This is a genomic window from Kitasatospora sp. NPDC089913, from assembly GCF_044748625.1.
Lineage (GTDB): Bacteria > Actinomycetota > Actinomycetes > Streptomycetales > Streptomycetaceae > Kitasatospora.
Genome location: NZ_JBIVGI010000001.1, coordinates 96,855 through 113,423, shown reverse-complemented (window position 1 = coordinate 113,423; position 16,569 = coordinate 96,855). Strand labels below are relative to the sequence as shown.

General features: G+C 73.9%; 13 protein-coding genes and 3 tRNA genes. 2 read left to right on the top strand and 14 right to left on the bottom strand.

What is annotated here, in order from left to right:
- Nucleotides 1-105 precede the first annotated feature (105 nt).
- The 6 genes from ACIPYS_RS00505 to ACIPYS_RS00480 form a co-directional block, all read right to left on the bottom strand.
- Complete coding sequence (locus tag ACIPYS_RS00505) at nt 106-951, bottom strand: DegV family protein (protein WP_093862085.1); 846 nt, start codon at nt 949-951, stop codon at nt 106-108.
- A 50-nt stretch (nt 952-1,001) separates the two neighbouring features.
- Nucleotides 1,002-1,850 (bottom strand): hypothetical protein, encoded by an 849-nt coding sequence (locus ACIPYS_RS00500; RefSeq protein WP_400741455.1) that lies wholly within the window; start codon nt 1,848-1,850, stop codon nt 1,002-1,004.
- A gap of 318 nt (nt 1,851-2,168) precedes the next feature.
- Complete coding sequence (gene leuS, locus ACIPYS_RS00495; RefSeq protein WP_400741452.1) at nt 2,169-5,063, bottom strand: leucine--tRNA ligase; 2,895 nt, start codon at nt 5,061-5,063, stop codon at nt 2,169-2,171.
- A gap of 279 nt (nt 5,064-5,342) precedes the next feature.
- Nucleotides 5,343-6,839, bottom strand: a complete 1,497-nt coding sequence (locus tag ACIPYS_RS00490; RefSeq protein WP_400741450.1) for a hypothetical protein — start codon at nt 6,837-6,839, stop codon at nt 5,343-5,345.
- A 216-nt stretch (nt 6,840-7,055) separates the two neighbouring features.
- Nucleotides 7,056-7,128: transfer RNA gene (locus tag ACIPYS_RS00485), tRNA-Ala, on the bottom strand.
- Nucleotides 7,129-7,312: 184 nt separating this feature from the next.
- Nucleotides 7,313-8,869: an MFS transporter gene (locus ACIPYS_RS00480; protein WP_400741447.1), complete on the bottom strand. Its 1,557-nt coding sequence runs from the start codon at nt 8,867-8,869 to the stop codon at nt 7,313-7,315.
- A 102-nt stretch (nt 8,870-8,971) separates the two neighbouring features.
- Here ACIPYS_RS00480 and ACIPYS_RS00475 point away from each other — a divergent pair, with 102 nt between their 5' ends.
- Complete coding sequence (locus ACIPYS_RS00475; RefSeq protein WP_093862080.1) at nt 8,972-9,934, top strand: helix-turn-helix transcriptional regulator; 963 nt, start codon at nt 8,972-8,974, stop codon at nt 9,932-9,934.
- Nucleotides 9,935-10,040: 106 nt separating this feature from the next.
- Here ACIPYS_RS00475 and ACIPYS_RS00470 read toward each other — a convergent pair.
- The 8 genes from ACIPYS_RS00470 to ACIPYS_RS00435 form a co-directional block, all read right to left on the bottom strand.
- Nucleotides 10,041-10,113 (bottom strand) — tRNA-Ala (locus ACIPYS_RS00470).
- A 56-nt stretch (nt 10,114-10,169) separates the two neighbouring features.
- Nucleotides 10,170-10,242, bottom strand: a tRNA-Ala gene (locus ACIPYS_RS00465).
- A gap of 247 nt (nt 10,243-10,489) precedes the next feature.
- Nucleotides 10,490-11,137: a histidine phosphatase family protein gene (locus tag ACIPYS_RS00460; RefSeq protein WP_093862079.1), complete on the bottom strand. Its 648-nt coding sequence runs from the start codon at nt 11,135-11,137 to the stop codon at nt 10,490-10,492.
- On the bottom strand, nt 11,134-11,604 hold the full coding sequence (gene rsfS, locus ACIPYS_RS00455; protein ID WP_030397436.1) for a ribosome silencing factor: 471 nt from the start codon (nt 11,602-11,604) through the stop codon (nt 11,134-11,136). Before rsfS ends, ACIPYS_RS00460 begins: the two co-directional genes overlap by 4 nt.
- A gap of 174 nt (nt 11,605-11,778) precedes the next feature.
- Entirely contained in the window at nt 11,779-13,713 is a 1,935-nt protein-coding gene (locus tag ACIPYS_RS00450; RefSeq protein ID WP_400741442.1) for an LCP family protein, read from the bottom strand.
- Between the two features lie 18 nt (nt 13,714-13,731).
- Nucleotides 13,732-14,364, bottom strand: a complete 633-nt coding sequence (gene nadD, locus ACIPYS_RS00445; protein WP_093862077.1) for a nicotinate-nucleotide adenylyltransferase — start codon at nt 14,362-14,364, stop codon at nt 13,732-13,734.
- 179 nt (nt 14,365-14,543) lie between these two features.
- Nucleotides 14,544-14,702, bottom strand: coding sequence for a hypothetical protein (locus ACIPYS_RS00440; RefSeq protein WP_173862125.1), 159 nt, complete (start codon nt 14,700-14,702; stop codon nt 14,544-14,546).
- Between the two features lie 163 nt (nt 14,703-14,865).
- Nucleotides 14,866-15,012, bottom strand: a complete 147-nt coding sequence (locus tag ACIPYS_RS00435; RefSeq protein WP_173862123.1) for a hypothetical protein — start codon at nt 15,010-15,012, stop codon at nt 14,866-14,868.
- A gap of 358 nt (nt 15,013-15,370) precedes the next feature.
- Between ACIPYS_RS00435 and ACIPYS_RS00430 the strand changes: the two genes are divergently transcribed.
- A complete protein-coding gene (locus ACIPYS_RS00430; RefSeq protein WP_400741437.1) occupies nt 15,371-16,489 on the top strand; it encodes a M48 family metallopeptidase in 1,119 nt (372 codons plus the stop codon).
- Nucleotides 16,490-16,569 lie beyond the last annotated feature (80 nt).

The following is a 16,569-nucleotide window of genomic DNA, read 5'->3' as shown; positions in this document are numbered from 1 at the left end:
CGGGGGTTGTGGACAGCCGAGCACACCCTCAGGAGTGAGAAGGGCCGACCGGCGTTGACATGCGGGCCGCCGCAGCCACCGCAGCCGCCCCGGCCCCGGCCGGACTCACCGGGGCGAGACCACCACCGCCAGCAGCCCCGGCCCGACATGCGCGCCGATCACCGCGCCCACCTCGGCCACGTACAGTTCGCGCAGCCCCGGAATCCGCCCGCGCAGCCGCTCCGCCAGCGGCTCGGCCCGGTCCTCCGCCGCCAGGTGGTGGACGGCGATGTCGACCTCCCGTTCCCCCGCCCGCTCGACCGCGATCTCCTCCAGCCGGGCGATCGCCCGGGCCGACGTGCGCACCTTCTCCAGCGGCTCGATCCGCCCTCCGGCCAGGTGCAGCAGCGGCTTCACCGCCAGCGCCGAACCCAGCAGTGCCCGCGCGGCGCCGATCCGACCGCCCCGGCGCAGGTACTCCAGCGTGTCGACGTAGAAGAAACCGCCGGTCCCGGCGGTCCGGCGCACGACGGCCGCCGCCGCCTCGTCGAGCTCCTGCCCGGCCTCGATCGCCTCGGCCGCCGCCAGCACCCCGTACCCGAGCGCCATGCCGACCAGCCGGCTGTCCACCACCCGCACCGGGACGGGCGACTCGGCGGCCGCCAGCCGGGCGGCCTCCACCGTCCCGGACAGCTCGCCGGAGATGTGGACCGAGACGATGCCGCGCGCGCCGCTCTCGGCGGCCGCCCGGTAGGCGGCCGAGAAGGCTTCCGGGTTGGGTCGCGAGGTGGTCACCCGGTGCTTGCCGCGCAGTGCCTCGGCCACGTCCTTCGGGGAGATCTCGACGCCCTCCGCGCGCACCTCGTCGCCGACCGCGACGCTCAGCGGGACGATGGTGATCCGGTGCCGGTCGACGGCCTGCTGCGGCAGGTAGGCGGTGGAGTCGGTGACAAGTGCGAGGTCGGCGGGCATGAGGCGGAGGTTACTCCCAGCTCGGGCCGGTCGGCAGCATCCGGAGGCGCTCAGCCGGCCGAGGGGCCGGTGGTCGGCTTCCGCAGCCGCTGCGCCAGCTTGGTCACCGGATCGGTGAGGCCGAGGAGCTCCTCGGCGCTGGGCCGGCCGCCCCGTCCGTCCGTGAGCCCACGGCGGGCGCCGCCCGTCTCCCGTGCCGCCCCCGGAGCCCCCGCGGCGGCCGCGCCGACACCCGGGTCGCCCGGGACCGAAGCCGAAGCCGAAACCCCCGAACCCGAAACCCCCGAAGCAGAAACCCCCGAAGCAGAAGCCGACGCGGCGGACCCCGCCCCCGCACCCCCCGGCACGGTGTCCCAGTGCCGCAGCGCCCCCGCCTCGTCCTCGCACTCCCGGCTCAGCCGCCCCAGCTCGTCGGCCGCGAACCGGTGCATCCGGTCCTGCGCCGCCCACCGCATGGTCTCCGCCGAGTGCGTGATCCGCTCCGCCCGCTCGCGCAGCTCGGGCAGCTTCGCCGCGACCCGTCCGGTGTCCGGTTCGCGCTCCAGCATCCGCAGTTCGCCGTCCAGCTCCGCCGCGTGGGCGTCCAGACGGCCCAGCAGCGCGAGCGCCTCGCCGAGCTGGCCGTCCTGGCCGACGGCGCCCTCGAGGACCCGCCGGGTGCCGTCCAGCGAGGTCCGCAGGCCCAGCCGGACGGCGGAGATCTGCCCCTGCGGACCGGTCTGGGTGTAGGACTTCGCCTTGAGCGTGACGTTCTCCACGGCCCGTCGGGCCTTGGCCTCCTGGCGTTCCACCTTCTCGCCGACCGCCCGGGCCGCCTTGATCAGGCCGATGACGACGAGCACCACCACCCCGAGCCCGAGGAGCAGGGCGACTCCGAGCAACACGCCGAGAATCTCCATCACACGCCGCCTTCCACCAGCCGAACCGGCCCCCACCGGGCCCAACGCGGGCCGGCCCACCGAGGGTTCCACCGTAGCCCCGGGACCGGCCGGGCGGGCCACCGTTCGGGGGTGCAGGGCCCGAGTTCAGGGAAAGGTTCAGGGACGCATCGGGGGGAACCCCGACGTCCACCGGACCCCGGAAGCCCCGCCGCACCCCGGAAACCAAGCCACACCCCCGGAGCCCCCGCCGAACCCCCACCACCCCTGGAACGCCGCGGGGCGGGCGCCCCCGAAGGAACGCCCGCCCCGCCGGACGGATCAGCCTCAGCCTCAGCCTCAGCCGGTGACGATGTTGACCAGCTTCGGCGCCCGCGCGATCACCTTGCGCACCTCGGCCCCGCCGATCGCCGCGACGACCGCCGGATCGGCCAGCGCCAGCGCCTCCAGCTCGGCGTCCGAGATCGACGGAGCGACCTCCAGCCGCGCCTTGACCTTGCCCTTGATCTGGACGACGCAGGTCACCGACTCGTCGACGACGTACGCCGGGTCGGCCACCGGGTAGTCGGTGTGCGCCAGCGAGTCGCCGTGACCCAGTCGGCGCCACAGCTCCTCGGCGATGTGCGGGGCCAGCGGCGCGACCATCAGGACCACCTGCTCGGCCACCGAACGCGGCGTGGAGCCACGCTTGACCAGGTAGTTGTTCAGCTCGATCGCCTTGGCCACCGCGGTGTTGAAGCGCAGCCCGGCCATGTCGGCGCGGACGCCGTCGACGGCCTTGTGCAGGGCGCGCAGCGTCGCCTCGTCCGGCTCCTCGTCCGTCACGACCAGCTCGCCGCTCGTCTCGGAGACGATGTTGCGCCACAGCCGCTGCAGGAAGCGGTAGGAGCCGACGACGGCGCGGGTGTCCCACGGACGGGAGACGTCCAGCGGGCCCATCGACATCTCGTACAGGCGCAGCGTGTCGGCACCGTACTCGTCGGCGATCTCGTCGGGGGCGACGGCGTTCTTCAGGGACTTGCCCATCTTGCCGGCCTCGCGCTTGACCGGCTCGCCCTGCCAGAAGTACTGGCCGTCGCGCTCCTCGATCTCGGCGGCGGGCACCGGGAAGCCGCGCTCGTCGCGGTAGACGTCGGCGGTGATCATGCCCTGGTTGAACAGCTTGTGGAACGGCTCGACGGAGGAGACGTGCCCCAGGTCGTGCAGCACCTTGTGCCAGAAGCGGGCGTACAGCAGGTGCAGGACGGCGTGCTCGGCACCGCCGACGTACAGGTCGGCGCCGCCGCCGGGCTTCTGCTCGGTGGGGCCCAGCCAGTACTGCTCGTTGGCGGGGTCGACGACCCGCTCGCGGTTGGACGGGTCGATGTAGCGCAGCTCGTACCAGCAGGAGCCGGCCCAGTTGGGCATGGTGTTGGTCTCGCGGCGGTACGTCTTCACGCCGTCGCCCAGGTCCAGTTCGACGTTGACCCAGTCCTCGTTGCGGGACAGCGGGGTCTTCGGCGTGGAGGTGGAGTCGAACGGGTCGTAGGTGTGCGGCGAGTAGTCGTCGACCTGCGGGACCTCGACGGGCAGCATCGACTCGGGCAGCGCGTGCATGACGCCGTCCTCGTCGTAGACGATCGGGAAGGGCTCGCCCCAGTACCGCTGGCGGCTGAACAGCCAGTCGCGCAGGCGATAGTTGACGGTGCCCTCGCCGATGCCGCGGGCGGTCAGCCAGGCGGTGACGGCGGCCTTGGCGTCGACGACGCTCAGGCCGTTCAGCGAGATGCCGTCCTCGGTGCCCTCGGTGTGGGCCGAGTTGACGATGACGGAGTCGTAGGTGTCGAAGGCGTCGTCCCAGCCGGCCGGGTTCTCGTCGCGCCCGTCGGTGGGCTCGACGACGCAGCGCATCGGCAGTCCGAAGGCGCGCGCGAAGGCGAAGTCGCGGTGGTCGTGGGCGGGGACGGCCATGATGGCGCCGGTGCCGTAGCCCATCAGGACGTAGTCGGCGATGAAGACCGGGACGGGCTCGCCGCTGACGGGGTTGACGGCGTGGGCGCCGGTGAAGACACCGGTCTTGACCTTCGCCTCGACCTGGCGCTCGACGTCGGACTTGGCGGCCGCGGCGGCACGGTAGGCGGTGACGGCCTCGGCGGGGGTGGCGGCGCCACCGGTCCAGGCCTCGGGGGTGCCCTCGGGCCAGGCGGCGGGCACGATCGTGTCGACCAGGTCGTGCTCGGGGGCCAGCACCATGTAGGTGGCGCCGAACAGGGTGTCGGGGCGGGTGGTGAAGACGGTGATCTTCCGCTCGCCGACGGCGAAGTCGACCCGGGCGCCCTCGGAGCGGCCGATCCAGTTGCGCTGCTGCAGCTTGATCGCCTCGGGCCAGTCCAGCAGGTCCAGGTCGGAGATCAGCCGGTCGGAGTAGGCGGTGATCCGCATCATCCACTGGCGCAGGTTGGACTTGAAGACGGGGAAGTTGCCGCGCTCGGAGCGACCGTCGGCGGTGACCTCCTCGTTGGACAGCACGGTGCCCAGGCCGGGGCACCAGTTGACCGGCACCTCCTTGGCGTAGGCCAGCCGGTACTCGCCCAGCACCTCCTCGCGCTCGGCGCCGCTCAGCGCGGCCCAGTCGCGGCCGCCGGGGACCTCACGGGTGCCGTCGGCGAACGCGGCGACCAGCTCGGCGATCGGGCGGGCCCGGTGGGCCTGCTCGTCGTACCAGGAGTTGAAGATCTGCAGGAAGATCCACTGCGTCCAGCGGTAGTACTCCGGGTCGATCGTGGCGATCGAACGGCGCGGGTCGTGGCCCAGGCCCAGCCGCCGCAGCTGGTGGCGCATGTTGGCGATGTTCGCCTCGGTGGACACCCGCGGGTGGGTGCCGGTCTGCACGGCGTACTGCTCGGCGGGCAGGCCGAACGAGTCGTAGCCCAGGGTGTGCAGCACGTTGAAGCCGTTCATCCGCTGGTAGCGGGCGAACACGTCGGTGGCGATGTAGCCCAGCGGGTGGCCGACGTGCAGGCCCGCACCCGACGGGTACGGGAACATGTCCATGATGAAGCTGTGCGGCTTCGCGGCGACGTCGGCGGCGGCGGGATCAGCCAGGTCGCCGGCCGGGTTGGGGGCGTGGAACGTGCCCTCCTTCTCCCAGATGTCCTGCCAGCGGGACTCGATCTCCGCCGCCAGGGCGGCGCTGTACCGGAACGGCGCGGTCGCGGTGTCGGCCGCGCCGGACGCAGGGGTCGTCTCGCTCATGGTCCTTAAAGCTCCATCGATGTCAGTTGGCGAACCGGCGTTCTGGGCCGGCGACGGGGCGGGGTGTCCGGACCGGGGCCCGGACGGTGCCGGGCGGTGAGCCGGGCGGAAAACAAAAAAGCCCCTCGCAGGAGGGGGTGCCACGCCGACTCCGGCTCCGCCCTGGGGCGCGGCCGGTCCTGGTCAGCGCGGCCGACTAAGGAGCAGGCGCGCGGTTCGCATGGGCTCAGGGTACCGCAAGGGGTCGGGCGCCTCCGGGGGAGACCACGGGCTCGCCCGTCAGGCTCCGGTCCCCGCGGGCACCTCCACCGCGGCGCCCGCGGAGCCGGCACCCTCCGCCCCGGCAGCCCCCGGTCCGGCCACCGCCGCCACGACCACGGCCGGGCCCGCCGGCTCCCCCACCGACTCCCCCGCCGCCGACACCGCCGACACCGACTCCCACACCGCCGCCGACTCCGCCGACTCCGACTCCGACTCCGACTCCGCCGAGCGGAACGCCGCGTCGATCCCGCGCAGCGCCCGCGCCACCCGCTCCGACTGCATCCCGGCGGCGAGCGCCCGCGCCCGGTCCGCCGTCCGCACCGCCTCGGCCGCGGCGCCGGCCAGCCGCTGCGACTCGGCCAGCCGCACCATCAGCAGCGCCCGCGCCCTGGCCCGCCCCGGGCCGAGCCCCGCCACCGCCTCCGCCAGCAGCTCCTGGGCCCGCCGGTGCCCGCCGAGGAAGAGATGCCCCTCCCCCACCATCCCGGCGAGATCCGCCCGTGCCTCCGCGGCCGCGCCGCCGGGGACCTCCCCGTCCAGCTCCGCGAACGCCCGCCCGGCCGCCTCCGCCAGCCCGGCGGCGTCCCCGAGCCGCCCGTGCGCGCGGGCGATCCGGCCGAGCTGCAGTGCCCGGTCGGCCGGGCCGAGCGCGTCGCCGGCCGCCTCCACCGCCTCGGCCAGCACCGTCACGGCGTCCAGCCCCCGCCCGCCCGCGCTCCCGGTGGCCAGCACGACGAGGCCGCCGAGCACGGCCACCCCGGCCCGCCGCTCGCCACTGAGGTGTGCGGCGCGCAGCGCCGCCGCGAACGCCCGCTGGGCGGTGGCGTCGTGGCCGAGGTCGTACGCGGCCCAGGCGGCGAGGCAGGCGAGACGGCCGGCCGCGCCGTACAGCGCCCGGCCGAGCGGTTCGTCGTACGCGCCGAGCTCCAACAACTTGGTGGCCATGGCCAGTTCGGCACGGGCGGGGCCGAGGACGAGTCCGCCGCCGCAGGACCGTTCCAGCCGCTGCTTGCTGCGGTGGGCGGCGGCGAGCTCACCGACCAGTGCGGGGTCGACGCGCAGTGCGCCGTCGCCGCCGAGGGCCGGCGGCGGGGTGGTGAGCCGACGGGCGGCCTCGGCGAGGTCGGCGCCGCGGAAGAGGTCGGTGAGGCGGACCGGTCCGGCGTCCGCGGCGGTCTCGCGCAGCGCGGTCTGGGCGGTGTCGGCCGTCCACGGGTCGGTCAGCAGACGCGGAGAGAGGATCTTGGCACCGCGGTGGCCGCCCATCCGACCCCAGAGCTGCTCGTAGGTGACGGCGATGCCGAGGGTGCGGCTGAACACCTCGCAGACGGCCTGGTCGTGGGGGCTGCGCGGGACCATGCCCCGGTCGCGCCACTTGTAGGGGGCGGTGGAGCTGATCCCGAGCCGGGCCGGGAGGGTGAGGTTGACCTCGCGGGCGAGCCGCTCCGGGCTCCAGCCGAGCTGGTGGAGTATCCGGGCGAGTTCCTCGTTGCGTCTGCGCTCCAGATCGGCCATGGCTCCGACGGTAGCGGTCCGCCCGGGGGCGTCGTCAGGAGGTCGCCGAAACCGGTCGCCGCACCGGCCCTCGCACCGGCCCTCGCACCGGTCGCCGCAACGCTCCACAGGTGGCGAACGGGCGCCGGGCCCCGACGGCACAGCCGAGGCCCCGGCGGGTGCTCCGGGAACGCCGAAGGCCGCCCCCCGTTTCCGGGAGACGGCCTTCGATTCCTGTGGAGCTACGGGGAATTGAACCCCGGACCTCTTGCATGCCATGCAAGCGCTCTACCAACTGAGCTACAGCCCCTCGACCTGCGATGTCACCGGGGGTTTCGTTCCGTTTCCCTCGGCGACATCACTTACTTTACACGGTCCGGGGGGTGCTCCACGAATCCGTTCCCGCGGGCCCGCGCGGACGCCCCCGCGAGCGCGGACCGAGCCCCGCGCGGACGCCCCCCGAGCACGACCCGAGCCCCGCGCGGACGCCCGCCCTACTCCGCCTCCCCCACCGCCCTCGTCCCCTCCGGCTCCCGCTCGGCCTCGCGCCTCTCCTGCCGCTCGGCCTCGCGCCTCTCCTGCCGCCCGGCCCGGGCGGCGAAGCCGGCCGCGAGCGCGACGACCCCGCCGATGGCGAGCGTGGTCACCAGCAGCGCGTGCCCGGACCCCCGGGCGGACGTCGGCAGGTCGACCGCGCCGAGGAACACCGAGCCGAGCAGCGCGATCCCGATCACCTGCCCGAGCTGGACGGCGGTGACCACCAGCCCGCTCGCGTCCGCCGCGTCGGCGGGGGCCACCCGGGCGAGCGCCCGGCCGAACAGCGGCGCGTAGGCGCAGCCCGCGAGCAGCCCGAGGACGGCGGTCAGCAGCAGCGGCGCCGCGCCGATCCCGGCCCCGTCGCCCAGCATCCGGCCGAGCACCAGGTAGCCGACGGCGAGCAGTCCGGTGCCGAGGGTGGGCAGGACGCCGTGCAGGCGCCGGGGCAGCCGCTGCCAGTACAGGCTGGCGGCGCCGAAGCCGACCGCGATCGGCGCGGAGCAGAGCCCGGCCCGCAGGGCGCTCGCGCCGAGCCCGGCCTGCTGGTGCAGGGCGAAGGAGAACATGAAACCCGCGAAGGCCAGCATGATCATGAGCAGCGCGCCGACGGCCGGCAGCAGACCGGCCGCACCGAGGACGCGTCCGTTGACCAGCGGCTGTCCGCCGCGCCGCGCGACCCGCCGCTCGACGACCGCGAACAGGGCGAACATCGCCGCGCTCGCGCCGAGCAGCACCCAGCCCCAGAGCGGCCAGCCGAGTTCGTGACCGAGCACCAGCGGGACCACCAGCAGGCCGAGGGCGGCGCCGAGCACCAGCAGTCCGGGCAGGTCGAAGCCGCGCTCCCGGTCGCCGGGCAGGTCGGGCAGCAGCCTGGCCCCGGCGGCGAGCAGCACCAGGCCGATCGGCAGGTTCACCAGGAACACCGGGCGCCAGCCGGAGCCGAACAGGTCCGCGCTGACCAGCAGACCGCCGAGCACCTGGCCGGCGGCGATACCGCCGGCCAGCACGGCCGAGTAGAGCCCGAGCGCCCGGAGCCGGGCCCGGCCGGTGAAGGTCCGCTGGATGATGCTCATCACCTGGGGGACCATCAGGGCCGCCCCGGCGCCCTGGAGCAGCCGGAAGCCGATCAGCCAGCCGGTGGCGGGGGCGAGCCCGCAGGCCAGCGAGGCAGCGGTGAAGACGGCCAGGCCGGACTGGAAGAGCCGACTGTAGCCGTACCGGGCACCGAGCCGGGCACCTGTGATGAGCAGCACCGCGTAGGCGATGGTGTAGCCGGCCACCACGAACTGGAGGGCCGCGCCGGAGGCGTGCAGGTCGGTGCGTACGGTCGGCACGGCGACATTGACGATGGCGGTGTCGAGCACGGCCATGAACTGGCCGCCGAGGACGAGCGCGAGCAGCAGTCCGGGCCTGGCGACAGGGATCGGGGCAGGGGCGGGGACGGTCCCGGCACCGGCCGCGCCGGTCGGCGCAGCGGTCCGGACCGGGCCGCGTCGGGTCTGGAGATCGGTCATGGATCGAGCCTCGCCGGATCCTGGTACCAGTGGTTAGAGCCTGCGGATCCTGGTACTGGCAGCACCTGTTGCGCCCCACCGGGCTGCGGCACCATGGCGGGTATGACCGTCGTGGACACAGCCGGCACCGTCCCGTCCGCCCCCGCCACCCCCGCCCGACCCGACGGGCGCGACCAGCGTGACGGGCGCGACCGGCGCCGCACCGAGCTGGCCGAGTACCTGCGCGCCTGCCGCGCCCGGGTCTCCCCCGAGGACGTCGGCCTGCCGCCCGGCCTGCGCCGCCGCACGCCCGGGCTGCGCCGCGAGGAGGTCGCCCAGCTCGCCGGTGTCGGGGTGACCTGGTACACCTGGCTCGAGCAGGGGCGTCCGATCAACGCCAGCGCGCAGGTGCTGACGGCGGTGGCCCGGGTGCTGCTGCTGGACGCGACCGGGCGCGAGCACCTGTTCCGGCTGGCCGGGGTGGCGGTCCGCCCGTCGGCGCACCCGGACCCGCCGGTGCTGGACCCGTCGACCCAGGTGATCCTGGACGCGCTGGCGCCGCTGCCGGCCGCCGTCTCCAACAGCCGGTTCGACGTCCTGGCCTGGAACTCCGCCTACGAGGCGCTGTTCGCCACCAGTCGGCCCCGCACGGGCGACGGCTGGTTCAACAGCCTCTGGTGCACGGTCACCAGCCCGGAGTGCTGCAATCCCTTCCTGAACCGGGCCGAGCAGCTGCCGCAGATGGTCGCGGTGCTGCGCGGCGCGTACGGCAAGCACGTCGGGGAGCCGCTCTGGGAGGAGTACGTGCGGTCACTGCTGCGGGCGAGCGCCGAGTTCCGGGAGCTGTGGGCGAGGCAGGAGGTGTCGACGCGGCGGACGGCCCTGAAGGTGTTCCGGCATCCGCAGGTGGGGGTGATGCGGCTGAACGCGACGTACCTGACGATCCCGGGGGTGCCGGAGGCGTACGTGGCGGTCTACACGCCGGAGGGTCCCCAGGACCGGGACCGGGTCGAGCGGCTGTCGACGCTGCCTCCGGGCGGCTGGACCGCCCCGTGCGGCCACCGGTTCACCGGGCCCGTCGGCTGAACCGGACGCGGTGACTGGACCGGGCCCGTCGGCTGAACCGCACCTGGACCGCCCCCGGGAACGACCGAAGGCCGCCACCCGGGGGTGACGGCCTTCCGTTCGTCTGTGGAGCTACGGGGAATTGAACCCCGGACCTCTTGCATGCCATGCAAGCGCTCTACCAACTGAGCTACAGCCCCGCGACACACAGTGCTCCGAGAGGAAACGATCTCCTGAGGGGACTCCGGGTGCGGAGTGGAGCTACGGGGAATTGAACCCCGGACCTCTTGCATGCCATGCAAGCGCTCTACCAACTGAGCTACAGCCCCTCGTCGTCCGGATCTCCCGCTTCCCTTCCGGGCCGCGTTCCCTCCGTGCGAACGAGGAAAACTCTAACCGGTCGGACCCGGAACTGCGAAATCCGCCCTTCCCGGCTCCGCCCCGCACCCGCTCCGCACCCTCGTTCGCACCCTCACCGGACACACCGCTGCGGACACCGCTGCGGACATCGCCCGGACACCGTCCCGACCGTGCCCGGGCACCACCCGGACACCGTCCGGACGGTGTCCGGACCGCTCAGGTGTCGTCGCCGATGACCGGCTGCGGCAGCGTGCCGGCATTGTGCTCCAGCAGCCGCCAGCCCCGCGCGCCGAGGCCCAGCACGGACCAGCAGCAGTTCGACAGCCCGCCGAAGCACTCCCACAGCTGCGGCTCCAGGCCGAGCATCCGCCCCAGCACGGTGCGGATGGTCCCGCCGTGGCTGACCACCACCAGGGTGCCGTTCTCGGGCAGCTTGCCGACCGCGTCGAGCACCACCGGCACCGCGCGGTCCGCGACCTCGGTCGCGAGCTCGCCGCCGCCGCGCCGGACGGGTTCGCCCTGCGTCCAGGCCGCGAACTCCTCCGGGAACCGCTCGCGGATCTCCGCGTTGGTCAGCCCCTGCCAGGAACCGGCATAGGTCTCGCGCAGGCCCTCGTGGTGCTGCACGTCCAGGCCGGTCACCTCGGCCAGCTCGTCGGCGGTGCGGCGGGCGCGCGAGAGGTCGGAGGAGACCAGCAGGTCCGGACGCAGGCCGGAGAGCAGCCGGGCGGCCCGCCGCGCCTGCAGCACGCCCTCCTCGGTCAGCTCGATGTCCGTGGTGCCCTGGAAGCGCGATTCGAGGTTCCAGGAGGTCTGGCCGTGCCGCCAGAAGACGATGCGCGGACCTCGCGCCTCCCGGCTCAGCTGTAGTCCTCGGCGCCGAAGTCGTCCGCCGGGGCCTGCTCGGCCGGGGCCAGGGCGTTGCCGGCCGCGTCGGTGTGGGCGTCGGGGCGGTTGCGGGAGGCGATGGCGTCCTCCGGCAGCGGCAGCTCGGGGCAGTCCTTCCAGAGGCGGTCCAGCGAGTAGAAGGAGCGCTCCTCGGAGTGCTGGACGTGCACGACGATGTCGAGGTAGTCGAGCAGGACCCAGCGGCCCTCGCGCTCGCCCTCGCGGCGCACCGGCTTGATGTCCAGCTTCTCGCGCAGCTGGTCCTCGATCTCCTCGGCGATCGAACGGACCTGGCGGTCGTTGCTCGCGGAGGCGATCAGGAAGGCGTCGGTGATCGACAGCACCTCGCTGACGTCGAACGCGACGATGTTGTGGGCCAGCTTGTCGGCCGCCGCCTGGGCGGCGACGTTGATGAGTTCCTGGCTGTGCTCAGTGGCGGTCACGATGTACTTCCGGCTCGGCTGCTTGGGGTCGCCCGGCGCGCGGGGCGCGGGGATCGCCTTCCAGGATCTCACGCCGCCCCGGCGGCCCCGGAACGGTTTTCCGGGACCGCCCGGCCGGGGGCCGACGGGGCGCGGGCCGCACAGCCGTGCGGGCGCCCCGTCCGACGGCCGGGGCTACGGTGCCTTCGGCGGCGCGTAGTCCTTGCCGAGCACCACGACCAGGTCGGCGTTCTGGGCGTCGGCGACCTTCTTCACCGCCGTCTCCGGCAGGTTGAGGCTGGTCGCCAGGGACTTCGCGGCGGCCTGCCGGGCGTCGTCGGTGTAGCGGATCTCACTGGTGGCCTGCGGCGCGCTCTTGGCCCCGCCGGGGACGAAGGTGAGGCCCGCGTTGACCACCTGGACCTGGGCGGCGGGCGCCGCCAGGTCGTTGCCGGAGGCGTCCTGGACCGAGACCCGGGCGGGCGCGTCGGCGTTGGTCGCGGACTTCACGGTGCCGCCGAGCACGTCCTTGACCTGCTTGCCGGCGGTGGCCTCGTCCAGCGAGCCGTCCGGCTTGACGGTCAGCGTGGCGGTGCCGAACTGCCCGTCCTTCGACTGCTGGGCGAGCTGGGCGAGCACCCCGGCGAGCGCGTCCTCGGGCAGGGAGGGGTCGAGCACGGCGTTCATCCGGTGCACGTCGTCCTTGGCGTCCTTGAACACGACCGGCATCGTGCGCACCACCGCGTCCATCACCTGGCCGAAGCGGGCGAGCTGGGCGTCGCGGCTCTCGCCGGCGTTCTGGAGGGTGGCGTAGCCGACCGCGGCCTTCCCGCCGAGCAGGGTGTTCTTGCCCGCGGCGGCGAGCACCTTGCCGTCGGGCCGGCCGCCCTCGTGGACCTCGGCGTCGGTGTCCACCCGGACACCGCCGAGCTGGGTGACCAGCAGTTCCAGGTAGGGGGTGTCGAGGCGCCAGGTGCCGGCGACGGGGGCGCCGAGCACGGTGGTCAGGCCGTCCCGGGTGCCGGAGGCGCCGAGGGAGTCCATGGCCTGGCCGACGGTGGTGACCGGCGGGTCGCCGGGGCCGGGCAGTCGCAGGGTGTCCGGCAGGAGCAGCACGGTGCCCTTCTTGCCGGCGCTGTCGTTGACCAGCAGCGCGCTGGAGACCTTGCCCTGGAGGTCGCGCAGGTGGACGACGTTGACCTGGCGCGGCCCGGCGGCGGCGGTGGCGGAGCCGCCCTTGTCCCGGGTGAACCAGAGGTAGCCGCCGGCTCCGGCGCCGGCCACCGCGGCCACGGCGACGAGGCCGATCAGCCGGTTGCGGAGCCTGCGGCGGCGCTCGGCGCGCACCTCGCTGCGGGACTCGGCGAACTTGAGCCAGTCGATGACGTCCTCGGACTCCGCCTCCTCCTCGTCGACGAAGGTGAACTCGCCGGTGGCGTAGTCGTCCTCGGAGCCGCCCGAGGTCCTGGACCGGGTCGCGCGGGAGCCGCCGACCTGCTCGGACGGCGGTTCGGGGCGGGCGGCCGCGGCCGGCTCGGCGGCCGCGGCGGGACGCGGCACCCGGCCGCGCGGGGTCACCGGGGCGGCGGGCGCGGTCGCGGCCGGCTCCGGCGCGGCGACGACCGGCATCGCGGCGGTCGTGTACGCCTGCGCCGGGGACTGCGACCGGTCCGGGCCCTGGACCGGGGACTGCGGCTGCGCGGGCGCCTGCGGCTGCTCGTAGGGCTGGTAGCCCTGCTGCTGGTACTGGTCCTGGTAGCCGTACCCGCCCTGCTGCTGGTACCCCTGGGCGGGCTGCTGCCCGTACTGGCCGGGCTGCTCCGGCGGCTGTTCGTAGCCCTGCTCGTAGCCCTGGCCGTAACCCTGCTGGTAGCCCTGCTGCTGGTACTGGTCCTGGTAGCCGTAGCCGCCCTGCTGCTGGTACCCCTGGGCGGGCTGCTGCCCGTACTGGTCGTACTGCTGGTGCTGCTCGTACTGCCCCGACGGCTCGTAGATCCCGGGCTGCTGCTCGTACTGGTCGTACTGCTGCTGCTCGTAGCCGCCCTGCTGCTGGTACGGCGGGTACTGCCCGGTCGGCCAGTCGTCCGGCTGCCCGGGCTGCTGCCCCTGCGGTCCCCTGCGCTCGCTCATCCGTCGGCCCCTCCGGGATCAGGTCCGGTGCGGCGCGTAGAGCGCCCGCTTGTCGATGTAGCGGACCACGCCGTCCGGGACGAGGTACCAGACCGGCTCGCCCTTGGCGACCCGGTCGCGGCAGTCCGTGGAGGAGATGGCCAGCGCCGGGACCTCGACCAGGGAGACCCCGCCCACCGGAAGCCCGGCGTCCGTCAGAGTGTGCCCCGGCCGGGTGCAGCCGATGAAGTGGGCGAGCGAGAAGAGTTCCTCGGAGTCGCGCCAGGAGAGGATCTGGGCGAGCGCGTCGGCGCCGGTGATGAAGAAGAGGTCGGCGTCCGGGTGCAGCGCCCGCAGGTCGCGCAGGGTGTCGACGGTGTAGGTCGGTCCCTCGCGGTCGATGTCGATCCGGCTGACCGAGAACTGCGGGTTCTCCGCGGTGGCGATGACCGTCATCAGGTAGCGGTCCTCGGCCGGGGTGACCTCGCGGTCGCTCTTCTGCCAGGGCTGCCCGGTCGGAACGAAGATCACCTCGTCCAGGTGGAACGCGCTGGCGACCTCACTGGCCGCGACCAGGTGCCCGTGGTGGATCGGGTCGAAGGTGCCGCCCATGACGCCGAGACGACGCTTCGCCGGCGCCGGTACACCGGGACTCCCGGTCTGCTCTCCCATGGCGCCACACCTTACGCGACGCCCGTTACGGTGCGGGAACGGCCGGGTGCCGGGCGTCCCGGGGGCAGTCGCGCACCCCGGGCCACCGTCGGCCGGCCACCGTCGTTCGGGTCACCGTCGTGCGGGCCGGCACCGCCCGGGTCGGCGCCTCGGCACCGCTCGGGTCGGCGCCGCCCGGGTCAGCGGTCCCGGTTGAAGCGGGTGGTGATGAAGAGCAGCAGCAGAAGGACGAAGAACGCGGCGCCACCCGTGAGGTACGGGTTGAGGCTGTCGTGGTTGCCCCCCTCGCCCTCGCTGGCGAGAAGGTTCAGGACAGGGAGTGCGGCGGCAGTGCTCATGGTCGGCGGGACCTTCTCGGCTCGGATGACGGACAGGGGTATCGTGCGGGCCGGTGAGAGCCCACCCGTCATCGTACGGGGGGTTACGAGGCAACCGCTCGGCGGCCCACCACGTCTGAACCGGCGTGAGCCCTCGGTCGGCGACGCCCCGCCGCGGGGTCGGTCAGTTGTTGCGGCCGGCCCGCAGCAGGATCCAGGCGAGCAGGCCGACGCCGACGAAGGAGGCGATCAGGATGATCCGCAGGAAGAGCCCGGGGCCGTCCTCCCCGGAGATCGGGGCGGCCAGGCTGACAAGGGCGGCGGTGGACATCGGCGGGCTCCTCGGACTGCTCGGTGCCGCGGCCGGAGGTGGCCCGGCTTTCCCCGGGCATTCAGGGTAAACCGCCCTCACACCGGGGCCGCCCACCGCCCCCGCGGACACCGTCCGCGCCGCACCGACGGCCACCCGGACAGGCTCCCGGGCGGCTCGACCCACCCACCGGGTCGCCGGGACAGGCTCCCCTCCGGGGGCTCCCGGGGCGGCCCCGGACGGGGCTCCCGGCGACACGTAGGGTGGCCGCGGGGACGAGTACGCAACCACGGACGTTGCACAGACAGTCGTTACAGGCGAAGGACCAGCGGGGGCCGGCCGGGTGCCGGGGCCGCCGTCGACAGGAGGTACTCACACCATGACCGACCCGATCGCGAAGACCCCGAGCCGGCGCCGTCAGCGCTTCCCGGAGATCTCCACCCGGGCCTGGGAGCACCCGGCGGACCGTTCCGCGCTCGTCGCGCTGCGCAAGCTCACCGGCTTCGACGACGTCCTGAAGAAGCTCGCCGGCCTGGTCTCCGAGCGCTCGATCCGGCTGATGTTCCTGGCCACCGCCGTGAAGACCTCCGAGCGGCAGTTCCCCGAGCTGCACGGCATGGTGCGCGACGCCGCCTACGTACTCGACCTCGACAAGGTGCCGGACCTCTACGTCAGCCAGGACCCGACGGTCAACGCGTTCTGCATCGGCATCGACACGCCGGTGATCGTGGTCACCAGCGGCCTGGTCGAGCTGCTGGACGAGGAGGAGCTCCGCTCGGTGATCGGCCACGAGGTCGGTCACGCGATGTCCGGCCACGCGGTCTACCGGACCATGCTGATGATCCTCACCAACATCGCCGCCCGGATCGCCTGGGTGCCGCTCGGCAATCTGGCGATCATGGCGATCGTCACCGCGCTCAAGGAGTGGTTCCGCAAGGCCGAGCTCTCCAGCGACCGGGCCGGCCTGCTCGCCGGGCAGGACCTCCAGGCCTCGATGCGGGCGCTGATGAAGCTGGCCGGCGGTCACAACCTGGCCGAGATGAACGTGGACGCCTTCCTGGAGCAGGCCGAGGAGTACGAGAAGGCCGGCGACCTGCGCGACGGCGTGCTCAAGCTGCTGCAGGTGCTGCCGCAGAGCCACCCGTTCGCGGTGGTCCGGGTCGCCCAGCTGAAGAAGTGGGCCGAGAGCGACGACTACCGCTCCATCCTGGCCGGCGCCTACCCGCGCCGCACCGACGACCCGAACACCTCGGTCGGCGACCAGTGGCGGGCGGCGGCCGACCACTACACGACCTCGGTGAAGGAGAGCAAGGACCCGCTGATGGGCCTGATCCGCGATGTCGCGGGCGGTGCGGCGACGGTCGGCGGCAAGCTCCGCGACACGTTCACCGGCGCCCGCGCCGGCGGCAACGGCTCCAGCAACGGCAGCACCAACGGCAACGGCAGCGGCACCAACGGCAGCGACGGCGGCACCGACGGCGCGTCCGGGACGAACTGAGCCCCGCCCCGCCCCCGCGTCCCGCCCGCGGCGGCCCCCGGTCACCCCGACCGGGGGCCGCCGCGGGTTCCCGGGGCCAC

Coding starts and splice junctions, on each gene's coding strand:
- ACIPYS_RS00505 (WP_093862085.1), bottom strand. CDS start 951: ATGCCCGCCGACCTCGCACTTGTCACCGACTCCACCGCCTACCTGCCG.
- ACIPYS_RS00500 (WP_400741455.1), bottom strand. CDS start 1,850: ATGGAGATTCTCGGCGTGTTGCTCGGAGTCGCCCTGCTCCTCGGGCTC.
- leuS (WP_400741452.1), bottom strand. CDS start 5,063: ATGAGCGAGACGACCCCTGCGTCCGGCGCGGCCGACACCGCGACCGCG.
- ACIPYS_RS00490 (WP_400741450.1), bottom strand. CDS start 6,839: ATGGCCGATCTGGAGCGCAGACGCAACGAGGAACTCGCCCGGATACTC.
- ACIPYS_RS00480 (WP_400741447.1), bottom strand. CDS start 8,869: ATGACCGATCTCCAGACCCGACGCGGCCCGGTCCGGACCGCTGCGCCG.
- ACIPYS_RS00475 (WP_093862080.1), top strand. CDS start 8,972: ATGACCGTCGTGGACACAGCCGGCACCGTCCCGTCCGCCCCCGCCACC.
- ACIPYS_RS00450 (WP_400741442.1), bottom strand. CDS start 13,713: ATGAGCGAGCGCAGGGGACCGCAGGGGCAGCAGCCCGGGCAGCCGGAC.
- nadD (WP_093862077.1), bottom strand. CDS start 14,364: ATGGGAGAGCAGACCGGGAGTCCCGGTGTACCGGCGCCGGCGAAGCGT.
- ACIPYS_RS00440 (WP_173862125.1), bottom strand. CDS start 14,702: ATGAGCACTGCCGCCGCACTCCCTGTCCTGAACCTTCTCGCCAGCGAG.
- ACIPYS_RS00435 (WP_173862123.1), bottom strand. CDS start 15,012: ATGTCCACCGCCGCCCTTGTCAGCCTGGCCGCCCCGATCTCCGGGGAG.
- ACIPYS_RS00430 (WP_400741437.1), top strand. CDS start 15,371: ATGACCGACCCGATCGCGAAGACCCCGAGCCGGCGCCGTCAGCGCTTC.